The sequence below is a fragment of the Okeania sp. SIO3B5 genome (assembly GCF_010692555.1).
In the GTDB taxonomy this organism is placed as follows: domain Bacteria; phylum Cyanobacteriota; class Cyanobacteriia; order Cyanobacteriales; family Microcoleaceae; genus Okeania.
This window is the reverse complement of record NZ_JAAHHG010000089.1, coordinates 1-18,657: the sequence shown is the minus strand read 5'-3', so window position 1 is coordinate 18,657 and position 18,657 is coordinate 1. Positions and strand designations below refer to the sequence as shown.

Below are 18,657 nucleotides of genomic sequence, written 5' to 3'. Positions count from 1 at the left end.
GGAGATAAAATGAAGTCAGAAGTTTGAAGTCAGAAGTCAGAAGTTTTTATGATGGATAGGACTTACGCAGATACGCTATATATAGCGCTCAAAACTATTGGACAATAGTACTTGAACTCTATAAATAGTGCCTTTGCGTAAGTCCTGATGGAGATAAAAAAAAGGAGTTTATAAATGCCTGAACCAGAAGAGTTTGATGTTTTTCTTTGCCATAACAGTAATGACAAAGAAATTGTTAGGGCGATCGCACAAAGGCTGGAAAGGGAGGGTATCAGGACTTGGCTTGATGAAAGGCAATTTAAAGGTGGAGATTATTGGTCAAGCAAACTCTACGAAACCCTTGATAAAACTGAGATAGCTTTCTTCTGTCTGGGAACAAATGGTTTAGGGCCTTGGCAAGAAATAGAAATGAGCTATTTACATAGACGCTACATAAGCAGTAAAAAGAAAAGTCCTAAAATTATTCCCATACTTTTACCTGGAGCTAGTGCTGATAATATTCCTAATTACTTAAAAGATTTTCATTTCATTAGTATTGATAGTTTAGATCATGGTGAGATTAGAAAGTTATGGAATATATTTCCTAAAGTCCAGCAAAAGCATCGTTTTCGCATAAAACGTCAAAAACAAAAGTTTCGAGGCTACAAGGAATATATTGGTGACGTTCCCCTGGAAATGTTTTTAATCCCTAATGGAACCTTTACAATGGGCGCACCAGAGTCAGAAGAAGGAAGTTCCGATAATGAAAGACCTCAACATAATGTAACTATCTCGGAGTTTCTAATGGGACGTTATCTGATTACTCAGGAGCAATGGAGTTCTATTGCCTCCCGAACAGACTTGAAAATAAATTTAGATTTGAACCCAGATCCTTCTCATTTTAAAGAACCATACCAAGATATAGATAGATGGCAAAGACCAGTAGAGCAGGTAAATTGGTATGAAGCTGTAGAATTCTGCAAACGACTTTCAAAACTAACAGGAAGAAATTACAGACTGCCTAGTGAAGCAGAATGGGAATATGCTTGTCGTGCTGGAACTACAACTCCCTTTCATTTTGGAGAAACTATTGCAACAGACTTGGCTAATTATCGAGGGACAGACTATGAAGAAAAAAAAAGGTCTGGCTCTTACGGCAGAGGAGCAAAAGGAGAATATCGTCATCAAACTACACCTGCAGGCTATTTTAAAGTAGCTAATTCTTTTGGGTTGAGCGATATGCACGGCAATCTCTGGGAGTGGTGTGCTGATGACTGGCATGATAATTATGAAAATGCTCCTAGTGATGGCAAACCTTGGCTAAATGGTGATGATAGTCGTTCACCGGTGCGTGGCGGTTCCTGGAACAACTATCCTAATTTCTGCCGTTCTGCGATTCGCTACATCAACCCTTGGCGCGTCACCCACATCCTCGATATTGGTTTTCGTATTGTGTGCGATCGCGGGAGAATGGAATGAAATCAGAAGTTATAAATTAGAAGGAAAAAATGGAGATATGCCAGCAAAAGATACTTATCATAATGTGGTGAAAAATGCTTTGATTAAAGATGGATAGACAGTTACTAATGACCCATTCCGTCTTAAATGGGGAGTCATTTCAGTTATCAGTTATCAGTTATCAGTACCTCAATGGAATAGGGAGGCTTGAAATACTGAATTTTCTTTTTTATCTCCTTGAAAGGGGAGGCTTGAAACCTGATTTTCTGGTCAGAGAACTCTTTGTAGACTTGGGGTTGAGTAAATTAATTGCTGCTCAAAAAGCAGAACAAAAAATAGCTGTTGAAATTAAGAGTTTTGCAAATCCTTCTAGTATTGCAGATTTAGAACAAGCTTTAGGTCAGTATTTACTTTATCGGGCAGTATTGGAAGAAGTAAAACCAGATTTTTTGTTGTATTTAGCAGTGCGGAAAATAACTTATCAAGCTATTTTTTCAGAACCAATTGGAGAATTAGTTATTAACAAGTATAGAATTAATTTATTAGTGTTTGAAAGTCAAAAACAGGAGGTCTGGCAATGGATACCTTAGCTCAATATCGCGCTATTATTCAACAGGAACTCAAAGAATATACCGAAATTCCCTATGCTCATGGAGATTTACAATGCCGTTTAATTATTAGTGAAGATAGGAATGATTTTTTATTAATTACTCAAGGATGGGAAGATGATTTACAAGTTCATGGATGTCTAGTTCATATAGAAATTATTGGGGATAAAATCTGGATACATCGGGATGGTTTAGAGGATGGAATAGCATCAGATTTACTGAGAGGAGGTATTCCTAAAAATCAAATTGTTTTAGGTTTTCATCCGCCAGATGTGCGACCTTTTACAGAATTTGCAGTAAATTAATTATAGCAATTCCCATAGTTATGAGACACATTTACGATCCCCCTAAATCCCCCTTGAAAAGGGGGACTTTGAATGCTCCCCCCTTTTTAAGCCGTTCCCCCCTTATTAAGCTATGCTTTATAAACATCTTTCTTAACATAAAACTTGACAAAATATACAAATTATGTTGAAGACTTTAAAAGCCTTTTTCTAGAGAGAAAATGTATTTAAAAGTACATTTATTTGAACAAATTAAGTAATTTTACTTAGATATCATGACTATTTCTCCCTTCTCCCCTGCTCCCCTTCTCCCCTTCTCTCCGTGTCCCCGTGTCTGGTGCGTCTCCGTGTCCTCGTGTCTGAGGAGTTCCTTATAAGGGATAGCTTATTAAGGGGGGTTAGGGGGGATCTAAAACTGTACCTCATAGATTAAAGAACTGCTATACTAGACACTCATTAATCCAAAACACAGCCAAAAGCATTATGAAAAACATTAAATTCAACGACCTAGAAAAACAAATTTTATTAGCTCAAAAAGAACTTATTTCTATAGAGCATGAAGGGAAAACTATTGGTTATTATTATCCAATAGGCGATCGCGAAGCAGCCAAAAAAGCCAAAGAAGAACTTGACGTAATTATGAAAAAAACATTACCTAAAAAGGAATTAACAGAAGAAAAAATAGCAGAGTTGTTGAATAATATCGATCACGAAGCTGTCAATAAAGCAGTGGAAGAATTTGATATTTTTATGGAAAAAATATTAGCTAAAACAGGATTGACAGAAGAAGAATATGTATCAATGTTTATGAATGCAGTTGAGGATGAGAAATAATGCGTCTGGTTGTTGATACTAATATCTTAGTTGCTGAACTGCTGAAAAAACGAGGAAGAGCTTTAATTAATTTACCAAACTTAGAATTATTCTTAGCTGAAAAGATGAAAAATGAAGCTCAATACGAATTACAAAAGCGGGTTTCCATGATAGTTAATAAAGGTAACTTAACTCCAGAAGAAGGACAATTTCAATTAGAAGTAGCTCTAGGAACAATTGATAGGAAAATTGTCACTATCCCTTTGCCTTATTATCAATCATTTGAAGCAGAAGCAAGAAAGCGTATTCCTAGAGATCCCAATGATTGGGAAACAGTTGCCCTAGCATTAGCTTTACCTGCAGCAATTTGGACAGAAGATTATGACTTTTTTGGTTGTGGATGTCCGACTTGGACAACTCAAACCTTATTACTACAAATTAACTAATAACTGTGGGCATTCCGGCCTGCACTAGAAGATAAAAAAGAGGTACAACCCGAAGCGGGCATTCCGGCCTGCACTACAATATTTTCAACATTTACCTTGTACATCATTTACCCGAAATATTATGAAAAACGTTAAATTAAACGACCTAGAAAAACAAATTTTATTAGCTCAAAACGAACTTATTTCTATAGAGCATGAAGGGAAAACTATTGGTTATTATTATCCAATAGGCGATCGCGAAGCAGCCCAAAAAGCCAAAGAATAACTTGACGGAATGATGGAAAAAACATTACCTCAACAGGAATTAACAGAAGAAAAAATAGCAGAGTTGTTGAATAATATCGGTCACGAAACTGTCAATAAAGCAGTGGAAGAATTTGATATATTTATGGAACAAATATTAGCTCAGACAGGATTAACAGAAGAAGAATATGTATCAATGTTTATGAATGCAGTTAAGGATGAGGAATAATGCGCCTGTTTCAGTTATCAGTTATCAGCTTTTTCAGTTATTAGCGCTTAAACTTATGGATATAAATAACAGTATTGCTTATCAGAAAGCTTACCAATTTGCTATTAGAGAAGATAAAAAACAGGAGTTTATAAATGCCTGAACCAAAAGATTTTGATGTTTTTCTTTCCCATAGCAGTAATGATCAGGAAATTGTTAGGGCGATCGCACAAAAGCTGGAAAGGGAGAGTATCAGGACTTGGCTTGATGAAAGGCAATTTAAAGGTGGAGATGCTTGGAAAGAAAAGCTTTATGAAACCCTGGATAATACTAATATAGTTTTCTTGTTTATAGGAAGAAATGGTATAGGGCAGTGGCAAGATGCGGAAATGGATTATTTACATAACCGTTATATAAGTCGCCAAACTCATCCTTAATATCATGTCCGGATAATTAGTTATAAAAAAACTTTCTCCTTCAACTCCAGTTCTTCTTCTTTCTTCCCTCTTTACTCCTGACTCCTGACTCCTGACTCCTGACTCCTCCGTAGTTATTTATTTATCACTGTTCAACCGGACATGATATAACCTGTTCAGGTAAGATGCTCACACTGGCTAACTCTTGCTTCATGTCAATTAGTTTCACTTTTTAACTCTTCTATCTAATACTCTTGGATAAATGTTTCCATAGTCGTCATACCGACGTATCATATCGTGTCCGGTAGCATCGGAGCGTGTATAAAATCAAGGTGAAACTCTTGAGAAAACCTTCTGCCTCCTGCCTCCTGCCTCCTGCCTTCCTTCTACCAAAGTCTAATTATTCAACCGGACATGATATCAGTCTTTTCTCAGCCTTTCGGCGTTTATACACTCTCTGAGATTCATGCTTGAACTCATAAGGAGTATTCTCTCTATTATGGGATTGGGTCGTCAGATAGTCTGTCGAACCGATTAATTTGAGGTATCTCACTGCTGCCTGGATACTCCCGCTGTCCATTATCAGGATGAACTGTTGATATTGTTCTGGTGTCATTATCTGTGCTATACTGGCTTTGTCCTTGATTCTCAGCGGGAGTATCATCCTCTAGAGTTGATTCTTCTTCTTGAGGCTCCGACTCTCCTTCCTTAGATAGTTGCTCTAAATACTCTTGAACCGATAATCCTGCTCGATCAGCTTTTTTCTTGAATGCCTGCCAAACTTCATAGGGTAATTTTACCTGTTTAGTCTTTTTGTGGGAGTCGGGGTCTAATACAGACTCAATAAAATGCGAGGTCATTGGTTTTTTCTCCTTAGTTGCTATGTCTATACATTTTTGCCAGTCTCCTACGACATCCCCATCAATTCCTTCCTTGCAAGCTTTAGTAAACAACACTGAAGCTTGAGCTACACAGTTGGGTAGTTTTTCAAATCCTTCACAGAGTAGGTGCCAACCTGTCATGGCTGCTTTTATTAACTGTTTGCACTGCCAAACCTTTTTCCCTACCTCTTTGAGACAGTAATCTTGAAAACTTTTATACCCTAAGTCACGATAGAGTTTATAAATTTGGAATGCTCTCAATATCATGCCTTCTTGAATATAGGCATGACGTGCTAATTTGGCTTCAAAGTTTAATATTTCAATAGCATCCTTACCTTCTCTCCAGACTTGGTTATCGAATAGTTGGTAAAAGGTGTTGAGGCAATCCTGTGCCCATGGAGGCAAGGGCAATTCGTCTTGGTCTGGTGGGTATACAAAGTTAGAGTCAACCATATCCTCAAAGTTCTAGCAAATAATCAAGAAAAAAGCTTGGTTAATATCAACAGTGGATAAGTACGATACCCCCACGCAATTGATATCGAGAAGCTATGTCATGTTTTTGTCAGTTAACGTTGGATTAAGGGGGAAAGCCAGCTTAATCCATGATGCAGCTAAGAATTAACCATGGGTTTAGCTAGTAAACCTAATAATTTGACGCTTCAAACAATCCTGTTCCGTTAGGCAGTACCCTCTCTTTTTTTGTATAACAATACATTAGCAAGGTATTTAAAAATATGCAATACCTTGCTAAGATATTTTTCAAGAAAAGGCTTAATATCTTAATAAGGAATAAAAATGGACGAAGAAAAAGATGCCAAGAAAGACAGTGTACGGGGAGCTGAAGCTATCAACCTCGGTGAGTTTGACTCAAACCTGCTTGGATGCTCTAGACCAGGAGAGGGAAGGGACGAAAATGAGCCGGAGCGACGTATTGGAGCAACTGGTCAGAAAGAACTTAATAGAGCCTCGGAAGTTATTGCTGACGAAGGAGCAGTACAACTTATTGGGGGAATTTGTCGCCGGTTAGATAAGCAGGATGAGAGACTTCTCCAATATGTTTGTCAACACAACGATCGGCTACAAGAACGTAAGCAGCAGAGCGATAATTTCATCGCAGAATTTAGGGCAGAACAAGAGAAAATTAGAGAGGAAACCCAAGGATTACTTAACTATCTAAAAGTTCACAGAGAAGAATAAACCAATCATTAGTGCCGATCGCCCAATAAGCGATCGGCATTTTGTCGTTTTACATATATAAAGGAATTAATCAAAATGAAAAAATCCGAGCCAGCACCAGCAACAATCACTCTAGGCCGTCAGAATCCTTGGGTCCCTGGCCTAGAAGAAATCTTTTTCACAATGAAAGCTTGGCATCCAGAGGCAGACTTGTTCGACTTATTGCAAATGAGACCTCAGATGTGGGCCTGCCATTCCGTAGAATTTGAGTGGGGACAGCTACCCCTACTTTCCTTTTCTCACCTAGACACAGAAACTGGCAAATTTGTCACAGAGATTATTGTCCTACCTCAAGATAAGAGTAAAATACCTTCAAATCAATTCCTGAACTAAATTGGAGAGGGGATAAGAGAACGTCTCTTTCAGGAAATTAACGACACAATAGCAGAAACAGAGAAAGTAATGGATGGAGCAATACAACAAAAACCATTCACTTCTACATTTATCCAAATGTTGGCATTTATACCCGCGCTCTCCCGTAGGGGAGCGCCGTATGGGAATGCCAATCAATGTTGTGGCTTCACACATAAATCTGTTAAAATGTAAATGTTGAAAAATTTTGCAGTAGATGGTTGAAAAAGCGTACAAATTTAGATTTTACCCAACTCCGGAGCAGGAAAGTCTGTTGCGGAGGACTTTGGGTTGTGTGCGCCTAATCTACAACTTGGCTTTAGCTGCTAGAACTCAAGCTTGGTATGAGAACAAAGAGCGAGTAGGGTATAAGCAAACTTCTGCTATGCTTACGAATTGGAAAAAGCAGGAAGATTTAGATTTCCTCACACAAGTCAGTAGCGTCCCATTACAGCAAGGTTTGAGACATCTACAAACAGCTTTTACCAACTTCTTTTGTGGACGTGCAAAGTATCCAAATTTTAAGAAAAAGCGCGCCGGGTGGTAGTGCAGAATTCACAAAGTCCGCATTTAAGTGGAAAGATGGTCAAGTCTATCTAGCGATCGGGTGCTGAACCATTACCTATCAGATGGAGTAGGCAACTACCCCAAAACTGTGTACCAAGTACAATTACCGTAAAACTTAACCCTTCTGGCAGATGGTCAGTGTCTTTGAGAGTCAATGACCCTAGAGATTTAAAACTGAACCCAGTAACCAAACAAGTTGGTATTGACGCGCGGAATTACCAGTTTGGTTACTACCAGTGATGGAGAAAAAAAATCTAACCCAAAGAATCTCAACAAATTACACAAAAAACTGAGATTGGCTCAAAAGTCTCTAAATAGAAAAACCAAGGGATCTAATAACTATCAAAAGGCTAGACTGAAAGTAGCGAGAATACACGCCAAGATTAAAGACTCAAGACTTGACTTTACTCACAAGCTGACATACGTCGCCAATCCGACGGCTCCCCTACAACTGATTCGTGAAAATCAAACGATAGTAGTTGAAGATTTAGCTGTAAAAAACATGGTCAAGAATCATAACCCACCCCCATCCCCTCCCGGGAGGGGAGCAAGAGGGGTGGGTAGTGACGCTAACTGGGGAGAGTTAGTCAGACAGTTAGAATACAAGGCTGAATGGTATGGACGGGAATTAGTCAAAATTGCTCGATATTTCCCTAGTTCCAAACGTTGCTCTAATTGTGGTCATGTAGTAGAGAAATTACCTCTAAATATCAGAGAGTGGGATTGCCCTGAGTGTACTGCTCACCACGATCGCGACATCAACGCTTCGATCAACATTTTGCGGATGGGAACCCGCGTCGGCGTCAGACGCAAGGGAACGCCCACGCTCGAAGGCTGCGGGACTCGCAGTGTCAGTCTGTGGAGCGACCGTAAGACCCGAGGGGAGTAAATCCCGGAAGGCTGGTGCTAAGAAACAGAAAGCCCCTAACAGTGATGTTAAGGAATCCCGCGCTGTCTCGTGAGAGCAGCGTCGGGAGGATGTCAACACCCTTGAATTAATCCAGCGGGATTGTTATCGCATGGCCTTTTGTACGAACTGCCTTTTGGCTATCCAGCTATGACTAAAGGAGACATGAATGTCCATGGATTTGTACTATCATTCAGAAATCCAGAGGTTTTGCTAGACTTGGACTTATTAGAAGATTACCATTCTGAACGCCCTCCAGAAGAAAACGAGTACCAGAGACAAAAAATTGATACCTTTGGACTTAATGGAGAATATTTATGCACTGCATGGAGCTACTTGATGTTACTAGAAAAGGTTCAGTTATTTGGTGGTAAATTATTGCCTAGTGGATTTTGGACAAACCATTGACGAATTCAGAGTTCAGAAGTTAAAAGCGGGCTTAAAAACCCAATTATTTTGATAAGCCTTTCCAATTCCAACTATTAAAGGAATATAATTTGCCAACTACTTTAATTTTTTTAATTTTTCAACCTTATTGTTGGTTATTGATTTTTCAATGGTGCAAGTGGAGGTTGAGGAATTTGAAGTACTGGATCGTTTATAGTTAGCATCACATTATTAGGATTTACTATTTCTATTACAGGCTCATTTAAAGCAATTTGTACAGTTTCAGAGTTATAATTTTCAGCTAGCTGCACTATATTAGTCCGACTATTTGAGATTATCCCCGATATAAATGCTATACATAGAGCAGCAATAGCACTACCACCTAAAACAAAATTTCGTTTTGATCTACGATCAATTTGATCGAATACTCGATCTACTGTTATCTCCACAGGTTGTACTTTTGGAGGCACTGGCATTCTTTGAAATTCAGAATGTAGTTTTAGTAGTCTTTGATAAAGATGTTTAGCAACTGGATCTGTAGCAAGTAGAAGTTCCACTTCTCTACGTTGTGATGGAGTTACTTCACCATCTAAATATGCACTTACTAATTCAAACCTATCTTGTTCCATAATTTTTTTTCCACCCTGAAATTGATTGTCTAAGTTATTTGAATTAACATTTTTATTCATATTCACACCACAGAAAACCTTGATGTTTTCTCAGAAAAGTTAATTGAATTATTTTTGTTTTAGTAGAGTCAATTTGATTAATATTTAGAGATTTATCTTGACCTGGTTTTTACTCAAAATTAAATTACTTATTTCTATATCAAATATCTAGATATTTTTGGAGTTGTAATTGTAATCTTTGCCTAGCTCTAGCAATTCTTGATTTGACAGTACCTAGAGAAACTCCTGTAATCTCTGAAATTTCTTCATAAGATAAACCTTCTATTTCTCTCAATACAATAGTTACTCTAAAGACCTCTGGTAGTTGAGAGATTGCATCCCTCAGATAATCATAAAATTCTTGTGTACTTAATTCTTCTTCTGGCCCTGGAGTATTCGTAGCAATCTCCCAATCTATAATACCATCATCTAAAGCCAGAGGAGCGTCTAAAGATAGAGGAGGGGTAACTCGTTTTCGTTTCCGTAACTCATCATAAAACAGGTTAGTTGTGATACGACTCAGCCAACTCTTAAACTTTACTGGATCTTGTAATCTTTTAATGTTACGGTATACACGAATCCAAACCTCTTGAGCCAAATCTGAGCGGTCTTGCCATTCAGGGGCTAAATGATACAAAATTTTATCTACATGGAGTTGGTATCTATGTAGAAGTTCTGCAAAGATTGCACGGTCTGGGCGATGACCTTGTTGGCAACGCAATACTAGATCGTAGTTAGAGAGTTTTTCAGGTGGCAATTCCACTTGCGAAAGGGTTTGTTCAACCTTAGACCAGGGTACAGATATATTTTGATTCATCAGGGGAACTGGCTCAATAATTTTGTTATTTAGCTCTAGTTTCCAGACGAGAAATGTTTTCTAGAGTTCCCTATTCTTGGCTTTACCGAATAATTAAGGTAAAAATCCTCTCATGAGCAAGGAGAAACAAGCAAAAATTTTCATGATTAGTCAATCAATTCCGTTTTCAAGGAGAGGTAATTGTTAATAATTAATTAGGGTTTGCGCTCAAAAGTCTTTTTGCTGAGGCAGGGAATAGGGACCCACCCCTCGCCCCTCCCCCTCCCATGAGGCAGGGCTGTTTCATTCTCGATAGACACGGGGACACGGAGACACGGGGACGCGGAGACACGGAGACACGGAGACACGGAGACACGGAGACACGGGGATAGAGGCTTTTAATTTATGATTAAAAGTTGACTTTTCACTATTTTAGTCAGAGCAAAAGGGACGCTTATTGGCGCTCAAAATCGGCAAATTTTGGCAAATTTCACTGTTCCACTATCCCCTCATCTTCCGTTCTCCTTAAATCGTTAATCTACAATACTTTGAAACAGCCCTGCCTCCCAGGAGGGGAAATAGGTATGGAGGGAATAGTTAAGAGTCAGGAGTTTGGGGAAGTTATAGAGAAAGTCCTTGTAATAATGGTTTCTTGATTTGTCTACCTCGCCCCTGCCCCTTTGAGACTCATTTTTTCAACTCTATTAACCGAAAAGCTGGTACAATTTCGGGACCTAAAATTGCTCAAACCAATATCAGTCAATACGCGTGATATTTATTCAGCAAGCCCTAATTATTAATTATTAATTATTAATTATTAATTATTAATTGTATCTATTGCTCTTCACAAGCTCCTATACTAACCCAACTACTCGAACCATCGGCCCAATGTTCTTTTTTCCATATAGGAGCTGTATGTTTCAAAGTATCAATGCCATAACGGCAAGCTTCAAAAGCTTCTGAACGGTGTGGACAACCAATGGCCACTAACACACTTATTTCACCAATTTTTAAACGTCCCACTCGATGATGAATGACCACGGTCTCGACTTCTGGCCATTGACTACGAATTTCTGTAGAAATTTGCTCAAAAACTTTGATTGCCATAGGTTGATAGGCTTGATATTCTAAGGACACTACAGATTTACCGTCTGTTTGATTGCGAACCATTCCACTCATTACTACTACAGCACCATTGGCAGGATTATCGGCTAATGTGTAGATTTCAGCAATAGATAAAGGAGCTATAGTAATAGCAAAGTGATTTTGTTCTGGTTTGAGTTTGGTAGATAAAGGTACTTTTAAACTAGAATTCATAGTATTATTAATAATTGGTTTCCACTCATGTTAAAGATTATATCGAACGTAGCAAAGTTTATATATTTTTAGGGAAAATCAGGAGTTATTTACTGCTTCAATTTTTATTTTTTTATATATTTTTGCTTGTTTAAATCAAGTAGTTTGATTTAAAATAATTTAACTATAAGTGTTTATATTCAGCAGTCTATATTGGTATTTATCAACTGACAGTATAACTCAAAATATCTATAAAATGTCTGTCTACAGAAAGAAAATATTACTGCTATTATATTATGGCATTTTTTAGAGAACAGTACACATTTATTTCTCCTTTTTATGTTACTTGTTCCTTATTCTCTAAAATCTGTAATTTTTTACCGAAAAATTCTGGTCTAAAGCCCCTTTTAAGGGGATAAAAAAATAGAATATTCCTGATGTCAAGCCTCCTTATTGTAGAGATACTGATAACTGATGACTGATAACTGATATCATGTTCGGATAATCAGTTATAAAAAAACTTTATCCCTTTTAACCCTTTCTTCCCTTCTGCCTCCTGCCTCCAGCATAGCTGCCTTCCTTCCTCCAAAGTGTAAGTATTCAACCGAACATGATATGATATAGCAATGAGCGCTGGTGTATTTACAAATTGTAGGAGTGGCCAAATAGCTAAAAGTCTTATATTATCAGCAATTTATTCCCCCAGATGAGCTGTTGCCTGTTGCCTGTTGCCTGCGCACAGCGCTATAACTGAAATGACCTCACCAATATAATACTTAACTATATTCAAGATTCTGTTTTGCTTCCACCTAAAAGATATAGTAAAGCCATTCGTACAGCAATACCACTGGTGACTTGTTGAGAAATTAAACTTAACTGAGGGTCATCCATTAAGTCAGAACTAATTTCTACTCCTCGGTTCACAGGTCCAGGATGTAATAATTTGACTCCTGGTTGACAAAGCTTGAGGCGATCGCGTGTAATACCAAATAATTGATGATATTCTCGTAAACTAGGCAATAAAGATTCGCTCATTCTTTCTTTCTGTAGACGTAGAGTCATGACAAAGTCAGCTTTTTCTAGAGCTGGTTTAATATCCCAATGTACAAATAATTTACTCGGTCTATTTTTGCCAAATTCGGCGAAATATTTAGGTAGTAAAGTAGGTGTTCCAGCTAAATGTACTTCGGCACCAGAAGCCGTCAAACTCCAAATATTAGATCGTGCTACTCTAGAGTGGAGAATATCTCCCACAATAGCAATTTTTTTTCCCTCTAAAAGTTCTATTCTAGGTTGAGTTGAATCTAACAACATACAGATAGTAAATAAGTCAAGTAAAGCTTGAGAAGGATGTTCATGTTGACCATCTCCAGCATTCAGAATTCGTACTCCATAACCATTGCGATCCATTGCCGAAGCGATCGCTGCGGGAACTCCAGCATCACGATGTCGAATGACCATCATATCTGTGCCCATTGCTAAATAGGTCATTGCTGTATCCAGGATAGTTTCTCCTTTACTCAGAGAAGAAGAACCAGGGGCAAAATTTAGAGTATCCGCAGACAAACGTTTAGCAGCTAGTTCAAAACTATTGCGGGTGCGTGTAGAAGGTTCAAAGAATAAATTTGCTACTACTAAACCTTGTAATGCAGGTACTTTCTTCATCCGGCGACCTAAAACTTCTTGAAAACTAGCTGCTGTTTGTAATACAATATTATATTCATTGGGTGTAAATTCTGCTAGAGATAAAATATGACGACGAGTCCAGAGGTTTGTAGACATTTTCAATTCAACTTTTGTGAGATGATTATCAGTTAATTAATTGGTTTTGATTAATATTATAGGGGTTATAGAGATAGTTTTATTCATTAATTTATAATTGATAATGGATAATTAATAATTACCTCTGCTTAAAACCTTTATTGATTGAATATAAGGAAATATTATTTCTTTTTTTATCTCCTTAAAAGAGGGAGGATTTAAACCAGAATTATTTAATTATTAATTATTAATGATTCGGCAAAAAAAATATGACAAAAAAAACAATAAAAAAGTAGTTTTTACCGAATAATTAAGGCTTAAAGCCTCTCCTTTTAAGGAGAAACAAGAAAAAAAATTCCGTAAGCATTCAGCCGTCAGCTATCAGCACTTTAGCTATTACTTTTAGTTTTAGATAAAAGCTTTACTAATTGAGGTATAATTGATATTTACTACCAAAGTCTGCTTTAAAGTCTATATTCATTTAAACCCTCTTATGAAAGCTAAAAGCTGAAAGCTAATAGCTGTTTGCGCAGCATTCCGCAGGAAATGCTTACAAATTTCTTTTGAGTCCATCCTCTCCTTGAAAAGAAGAGTTCATTAATGGATAATTGATAATGGATAATTGATAATTACCTCTGGTTAAAACCGCTCTTGATTGAATATAAGGAAATATTATTTCTTCTCTTGGTCGATTGGATATGGCGAGGAGACCCGCTCTTGACAGAGCCGCTCCGAAGATCGCCATCCCTCGACCGCTTTTTTCCCCTTAAAAGGGGAGGCTTTAAACCAGAATTATTTAATTATTAATTAGTTAATTATTCGGTAATTATTAATTATTAATTATTAATTATTAATTGTTGAAGGAGCCTAGTGGCAGCTATATTGCCTAATTTTTTTTATGAGTAATTACCAATATCATTTAGGTGGATGTTTACCCAATGATGCTCCTAGTTATGTTAAACGAAAAGCTGACGAAGAGCTTTATCAAGCAATTAAAGCAGGTGAGTTTTGTTTTGTACTAAACTCTCGACAAATGGGTAAATCAAGTTTGCGAGTTAGAACAATTCAAAGATTACAAGCAGAAGATATTCTTTGTGCTAGTGTAGATTTGACAGGTATTGGTACTTTTGAAATTACTAATGAACAATGGTATGCCGGAATAATTGATAGTATTGTTAGTAGTTTAGAGCTAAATCATATTTTTAATCTCGATCGTTGGTGGGAAACTCATAGTCAATTCTCTCATACAAAAAAATTTTACAAGTTTATCGATAATTTCCTCTTAAATAAAATTCCTCAAAAAATAGTAATTTTTGTTGATGAAGTTGATAGTATATTAAATTTACCTTTTACTGCTGACGATTTTTTTGCTGTTATTAGAAATTTCAATAATAGACGAGCAAATCAACCAAAATATGAACGAATAACATTTGTAATGATAGGAGTTGCCACCCCTTCAGATTTAATTAGGGATAAACAACGTACTCCTTTTAATATTGGTCGAGCAATTGAATTAACAGGTTTTCAAATAGATGAAGTTCAACCATTAACTTTAGGCTTAATAGAAAAAGTTAATGATTCTGAGGCAGTAATTTCAGCAGTTTTGGATTGGACAGGAGGGCAACCATTTTTAACTCAAAAAGTTTGTCGGTTGATTCAGTTATATTCACCCCAATCTTCATTAGAAAGAAAAGATATAGAAATAGAATTAGTTGAAAATAACGATGGAGGATTAAATACAGACACAAAAAACACTGTAACATCTGGGAATAAGATAGTAGAAAAAAACATAAATTCTCCTGAGACTGCTTTTGTAGAAAACTTAGTCAGACAAAAAATAATTGAAAATTGGCAATCAATTGATGATCCACCACATTTAAGAACAATTAGCGATCGCCTCCTGAACGATGAACAAACAGCTAATAGATTATTAGGACTTTATCAACAAATTTTAAATAAGGGAGAAATTGATACTGATTCTAGTCTCGAACAAACCCAATTATGCTTATCAGGATTAGTAGTAAAACGAGGCAATAAATTAAGAGTTTATAATCGCATCTATCAAGAAGTATTTAACTTAGAATGGATAGAAGAAGAGCTAGAAAAATTACGTCCCTATTCAGAAGCAATAACAGCTTGGTTGACTTCTAATTATCAAGATAAATCTCGATTATTAAGAGGTCAAGCATTACAAGATGCTCAACTATGGGCAACAAATAAAAGTTTAAGTAACAAAGACTATAAATTCTTAACTGCTAGCCAAGAAAATGAACTTAAAGAAGAAAAACAACGTTCCCAGTTAGAAATAAATAAAGTTTTACGTCAACGACTAAGAATAGCTATTTTTAGTAGTATTGCCATGGCTATTCTTGCTATTTTAACAGGTATATTTTTAATTAAATCCCTAATTAGTGAGAGAAAAATTCAACTAGACTTACTCAGTATTTCCTCAGAAACACTATTTGAATCAGACCGTGGTTTAGATGCTTTAATAGCAAAAATAAAAGCAGGAAAAAAACTCCAAAAATCATGGGGTGTTGGTGCAGATACCAGAATGCGAGTAATAATGGCTTTACATCAAGGAATTTACTTGTCAAAAGAGCGTAACCGTCTTCATGGACATGAACGCACAGTAATTAGCGTCACTTTTAACCCTACTGGTACACTCATTGCTTCTGCTAGTGACGATAAAACAGTCAGACTATGGAATACTCAAGGAAAATTATTGCAAACATTTACAGGCCATGATGCCGAAGTTCGTAATATTAGCTTCCATCCCCATAAACCATTACTTGCTTCTGCTAGCCATGATCGAACAATTAAACTGTGGAGTCTTGGGGGTAAACTACTACAAACTCTGGTCGGACATCAACACAAAGTCAGAGATATCAGTTTTAGCCCAGATGGTAAAAAATTAGCATCAGCAAGTGCAGATGGTAGCGTAATTGTGTGGAGTGAAGATGGTCAAAGACTACAAACTCTGGGCGGACATCGTGGTTGGGTTGAAAGTGTCAGTTTTAGTCCTGATGGTCAATTATTGGCTTCTGGTGGAACCGACAAAACTATCAAACTTTGGCATCTAGAAACTGGCGAGTTACTTCAAACCCTAAAAAACAATAATGCTTCAGTTAAAAGTCTCAATTTTAGTTCAGATGGGCAACTATTAGCATCTACAAGTGGTAAAGCGATCGCTCTGTGGAGTCGTCAAAACAAAAAATTTGAACTACTCAAAATAATAGAAGGAGATAATGGTCTAATTCAGAGTATCAGTTTTAGCCCTGACGATCGAACTATTGCCTCTGCTGGTTATGACAATACTGTTAAACTTTGGAGTCTAGATGGTAAGTTGCTACGGGTTTTTAAGGGACACAATGCTCCCGTTTATGGTGTCAGTTTTAGCCCTACTGAAAACATCCTTGCCTCAACTGGTGCTGACGAAGCTGTGATTTTATGGAACTTTGACAATAGGTTGAAGCCATTAATAGGGCATAATTCTCCGGTCTACAAAATTGAGTTTAGCAAAGACGGCAAAAAGCTTTATTCGGCAAGTAGCGATCGAAGTTTTAAAATTTGGCAAACCGAAAACGGCAAATTATTGGGCACTCAAAATAGAAAGGTGCCAAAATTGTCAGCTTGGAGTTCGGATGGCAAAATGAGAGCTATTGCTAATTACAACACAGTAAAAATTCTTAGCAATGAAGGAGAATTACTTTTGACGATAGAAGCTCACGGTTCGGAAATTCGAGAAATTAAGTTTAGCCCCGATCAAAAAAAAATAGCTACTGCTAGTAGTGATGGCACTGTCAAACTTTGGCTAAAAAATGGAAAACTTCTACATACTTTCATACACACAGGGCAGGTTAATAGCATTGACTTCAGTCCTGATGGTCAGATATTGGTTTCTGGTAGTACAGATGGGATATTGAGGATGTGGCATTTTGATGGTACTTTGCTCAAAAGTTTGAATACTCATCAGGCGAATGTTTTGAGTGTGAGTTTTAGTCAAGACGGTCAGATGTTAGCTTCTGCTGATGCCAATGGCAAGATTATTTTATGGAATTTGAATCTGGATAATTTGTTGATAGAAGCTTGTCAACAGGTATATGATTATTTGCAAACTAATCCTAATGTCAGTGAGGGCGATCGACTTATCTGTGAAATCTAAGGAGGAGTCAGGAGTCAGGAGTCAGGAGTCAGGAGTAAAGAGGGAAGAAAGAAGAAGAACTGGAGTTGAAGGAGAAAGTTTTTTTATAACTAATTATCCGGACATGATATAACAAATGAATCTCCAGACAGTGGTTTCCATATTTTTATCATTTTTCTTTGCAGCTTTTCTCAAAGGAATTACAGGACTGGGTTTTTCAACTATATGCTTGCCTATCATAGCAACCTTTCTCGATCCAAAAATAGCTATACCCTTAGTTATCGTACCTTCCCTCTCAAGTAACCTCCTGGTGATGGCACAAGCTGGAAAGTTTCAAGATGCACTTAGTAATTTCTGGCTTATTTATGTTTCCACTTTCCCAGGTTTACTTCTGGGAGTATATGTTCTTAATTCCATAGAAGGTGCAATTAGTCGAGCTATTCTGGGGGTTATTTTATTTTTCTATGCTCTATGGGCATTGCGCTCAAAACCTATTATCCTTTCTGAGAAAATGAGAACATGGCTGACTGTTCCGGTAGGATTTACAACAGGAGTAATAAATGGCATTACAGGTTCTCAGATTATGCCTCTTTTACCATTCTTACTTACTTTAGACCTAAATAAGGAGACTTTTGTACAAGCGATCAATCTTTCTTTTACTCTTTCAAGTATGATTATGCTGTTTCTACTTGGCAAAATTGGATTGCTTCAACCATCTCTGTTAGGTATTGCTGTAGTGGGTATTTTGCCAGTTGCCATGGGTATCAATCTTGGCAGCAGGTTGAGAAAAAGGTTGCCAGAGGAGAAATTCCGCACAATGGTTTTGTTGTTTTTGTTGGTCGTTGGTTTAAGTTTAATTATTAGGTTTATAACTATTTAGCTATTCAGAATATACGTTGCATTTCATATTCGCTATGGCAGAAAAACTATGGTGTTGCTGGTGCTAATTTTATGTTAAAACGCTATTTGAATAGGGAATAGGGAACAGGGAATAGCTAACTGTAAAAGGGTTTTAGGATTGAAAAATGTCCTAACCAATTCTTGTAGTGCTATAATATCATGTCCGGATAATAGCGTGATAAAAAAACTTTCTCCTTCAACTCCAGTTCTTCTTCTTCCTTCTTCCAACTTCAGTCTTCCCCTCCTGGGAGGGGTTAGGGGTGGGTTGACTCCTGACTCCTGACTCCTGACTCCTCCGTCGTTATTTA

The 18,657-nt window shown here is 37.2% G+C and carries 20 protein-coding genes and 1 pseudogene; 15 read left to right on the top strand and 6 right to left on the bottom strand.

What is annotated here, in order from left to right:
* Positions 1-174 precede the first annotated feature (174 nt).
* From F6K54_RS14480 to F6K54_RS14440, 9 genes are all read left to right on the top strand, one after another.
* Positions 175-1,458, top strand: a complete 1,284-nt coding sequence (locus F6K54_RS14480) for an SUMF1/EgtB/PvdO family nonheme iron enzyme (RefSeq protein WP_366558138.1) — start codon at positions 175-177, stop codon at positions 1,456-1,458.
* The gene (locus F6K54_RS14475) at positions 1,418-1,555 is read left to right on the top strand and encodes a hypothetical protein (protein ID WP_293078601.1); all 138 of its coding nucleotides are present in this window, start codon (positions 1,418-1,420) and stop codon (positions 1,553-1,555) included. The genes F6K54_RS14480 and F6K54_RS14475 overlap by 41 nt, the downstream gene beginning before the upstream one ends.
* A 133-nt stretch (positions 1,556-1,688) precedes the next feature.
* Positions 1,689-2,027 carry an element excision factor XisH family protein gene (locus F6K54_RS14470; RefSeq protein ID WP_293078599.1) on the top strand — a complete coding sequence of 113 codons (339 nt, stop codon included), beginning with the start codon at positions 1,689-1,691 and terminating at the stop codon, positions 2,025-2,027.
* Entirely contained in the window at positions 2,015-2,350 is a 336-nt protein-coding gene (locus F6K54_RS14465) for a XisI protein (RefSeq protein WP_293078597.1), read from the top strand. Before F6K54_RS14470 ends, F6K54_RS14465 begins: the two co-directional genes overlap by 13 nt.
* A 462-nt stretch (positions 2,351-2,812) precedes the next feature.
* The gene (locus F6K54_RS14460; protein ID WP_293078595.1) at positions 2,813-3,163 is read left to right on the top strand and encodes a hypothetical protein; all 351 of its coding nucleotides are present in this window, start codon (positions 2,813-2,815) and stop codon (positions 3,161-3,163) included.
* Positions 3,163-3,588 carry a PIN domain-containing protein gene (locus F6K54_RS14455; protein ID WP_293078593.1) on the top strand — a complete coding sequence of 142 codons (426 nt, stop codon included), beginning with the start codon at positions 3,163-3,165 and terminating at the stop codon, positions 3,586-3,588. The genes F6K54_RS14460 and F6K54_RS14455 overlap by 1 nt, the downstream gene beginning before the upstream one ends.
* A gap of 121 nt (positions 3,589-3,709) precedes the next feature.
* On the top strand, positions 3,710-3,853 hold the full coding sequence (locus tag F6K54_RS14450; RefSeq protein ID WP_293078591.1) for a hypothetical protein: 144 nt from the start codon (positions 3,710-3,712) through the stop codon (positions 3,851-3,853).
* 9 nt (positions 3,854-3,862) lie between these two features.
* Positions 3,863-4,060 (top strand): hypothetical protein, encoded by a 198-nt coding sequence (locus tag F6K54_RS14445; protein WP_293078589.1) that lies wholly within the window; start codon positions 3,863-3,865, stop codon positions 4,058-4,060.
* Positions 4,061-4,194: 134 nt separating this feature from the next.
* Positions 4,195-4,476 (top strand): toll/interleukin-1 receptor domain-containing protein, encoded by a 282-nt coding sequence (locus tag F6K54_RS14440; RefSeq protein WP_293078587.1) that lies wholly within the window; start codon positions 4,195-4,197, stop codon positions 4,474-4,476.
* A 476-nt stretch (positions 4,477-4,952) separates the two neighbouring features.
* Here F6K54_RS14440 and F6K54_RS14435 read toward each other — a convergent pair whose 3' ends face one another.
* Positions 4,953-5,789, bottom strand: coding sequence for a hypothetical protein (locus F6K54_RS14435; RefSeq protein ID WP_293078585.1), 837 nt, complete (start codon positions 5,787-5,789; stop codon positions 4,953-4,955).
* Between the two features lie 358 nt (positions 5,790-6,147).
* On the opposite strand from F6K54_RS14435, the gene F6K54_RS42935 reads away from it, so the two are divergent.
* From F6K54_RS42935 to F6K54_RS14415, 4 genes and pseudogenes are all read left to right on the top strand, one after another.
* Positions 6,148-6,363 (top strand): ribbon-helix-helix protein, CopG family, encoded by a 216-nt coding sequence (locus F6K54_RS42935; RefSeq protein ID WP_366558137.1) that lies wholly within the window; start codon positions 6,148-6,150, stop codon positions 6,361-6,363.
* 245 nt (positions 6,364-6,608) lie between these two features.
* Positions 6,609-6,905, top strand: a complete 297-nt coding sequence (locus F6K54_RS14425) for a hypothetical protein (protein ID WP_293078582.1) — start codon at positions 6,609-6,611, stop codon at positions 6,903-6,905.
* A 235-nt stretch (positions 6,906-7,140) separates the two neighbouring features.
* Positions 7,141-8,452 (top strand): annotated as a pseudogene (locus tag F6K54_RS14420) (RNA-guided endonuclease InsQ/TnpB family protein).
* Positions 8,453-8,517: 65 nt separating this feature from the next.
* Positions 8,518-8,805 carry a gamma-glutamylcyclotransferase gene (locus F6K54_RS14415; RefSeq protein ID WP_293078580.1) on the top strand — a complete coding sequence of 96 codons (288 nt, stop codon included), beginning with the start codon at positions 8,518-8,520 and terminating at the stop codon, positions 8,803-8,805.
* Between the two features lie 134 nt (positions 8,806-8,939).
* Here F6K54_RS14415 and F6K54_RS14410 read toward each other — a convergent pair whose 3' ends face one another.
* From F6K54_RS14410 to F6K54_RS14395, 4 genes are all read right to left on the bottom strand, one after another.
* A complete protein-coding gene (locus tag F6K54_RS14410; RefSeq protein ID WP_293078578.1) occupies positions 8,940-9,473 on the bottom strand; it encodes an anti-sigma factor in 534 nt (177 codons plus the stop codon).
* Between the two features lie 139 nt (positions 9,474-9,612).
* Positions 9,613-10,269 carry a sigma-70 family RNA polymerase sigma factor gene (locus F6K54_RS14405; protein WP_293078577.1) on the bottom strand — a complete coding sequence of 219 codons (657 nt, stop codon included), beginning with the start codon at positions 10,267-10,269 and terminating at the stop codon, positions 9,613-9,615.
* A gap of 813 nt (positions 10,270-11,082) precedes the next feature.
* Positions 11,083-11,565, bottom strand: a complete 483-nt coding sequence (locus F6K54_RS14400; RefSeq protein ID WP_293066176.1) for a molybdenum cofactor biosynthesis protein MoaE — start codon at positions 11,563-11,565, stop codon at positions 11,083-11,085.
* 765 nt (positions 11,566-12,330) lie between these two features.
* Positions 12,331-13,326 carry an aspartate carbamoyltransferase catalytic subunit gene (locus tag F6K54_RS14395; RefSeq protein WP_293078575.1) on the bottom strand — a complete coding sequence of 332 codons (996 nt, stop codon included), beginning with the start codon at positions 13,324-13,326 and terminating at the stop codon, positions 12,331-12,333.
* An 877-nt stretch (positions 13,327-14,203) separates the two neighbouring features.
* Here F6K54_RS14395 and F6K54_RS14390 point away from each other — a divergent pair.
* Together F6K54_RS14390 and F6K54_RS14385 are read left to right on the top strand one after the other, a co-directional pair.
* Positions 14,204-17,470 (top strand): AAA-like domain-containing protein, encoded by a 3,267-nt coding sequence (locus tag F6K54_RS14390; RefSeq protein ID WP_293078573.1) that lies wholly within the window; start codon positions 14,204-14,206, stop codon positions 17,468-17,470.
* Between the two features lie 115 nt (positions 17,471-17,585).
* The gene (locus F6K54_RS14385) at positions 17,586-18,329 is read left to right on the top strand and encodes a sulfite exporter TauE/SafE family protein (protein ID WP_293078571.1); all 744 of its coding nucleotides are present in this window, start codon (positions 17,586-17,588) and stop codon (positions 18,327-18,329) included.
* A gap of 74 nt (positions 18,330-18,403) precedes the next feature.
* Here the strand turns inward: F6K54_RS14385 and F6K54_RS14380 are convergent.
* Positions 18,404-18,657, bottom strand: a 254-nt coding sequence (locus F6K54_RS14380) for a hypothetical protein (RefSeq protein ID WP_293078569.1), incomplete at its 5' end; no start/stop codon positions are given.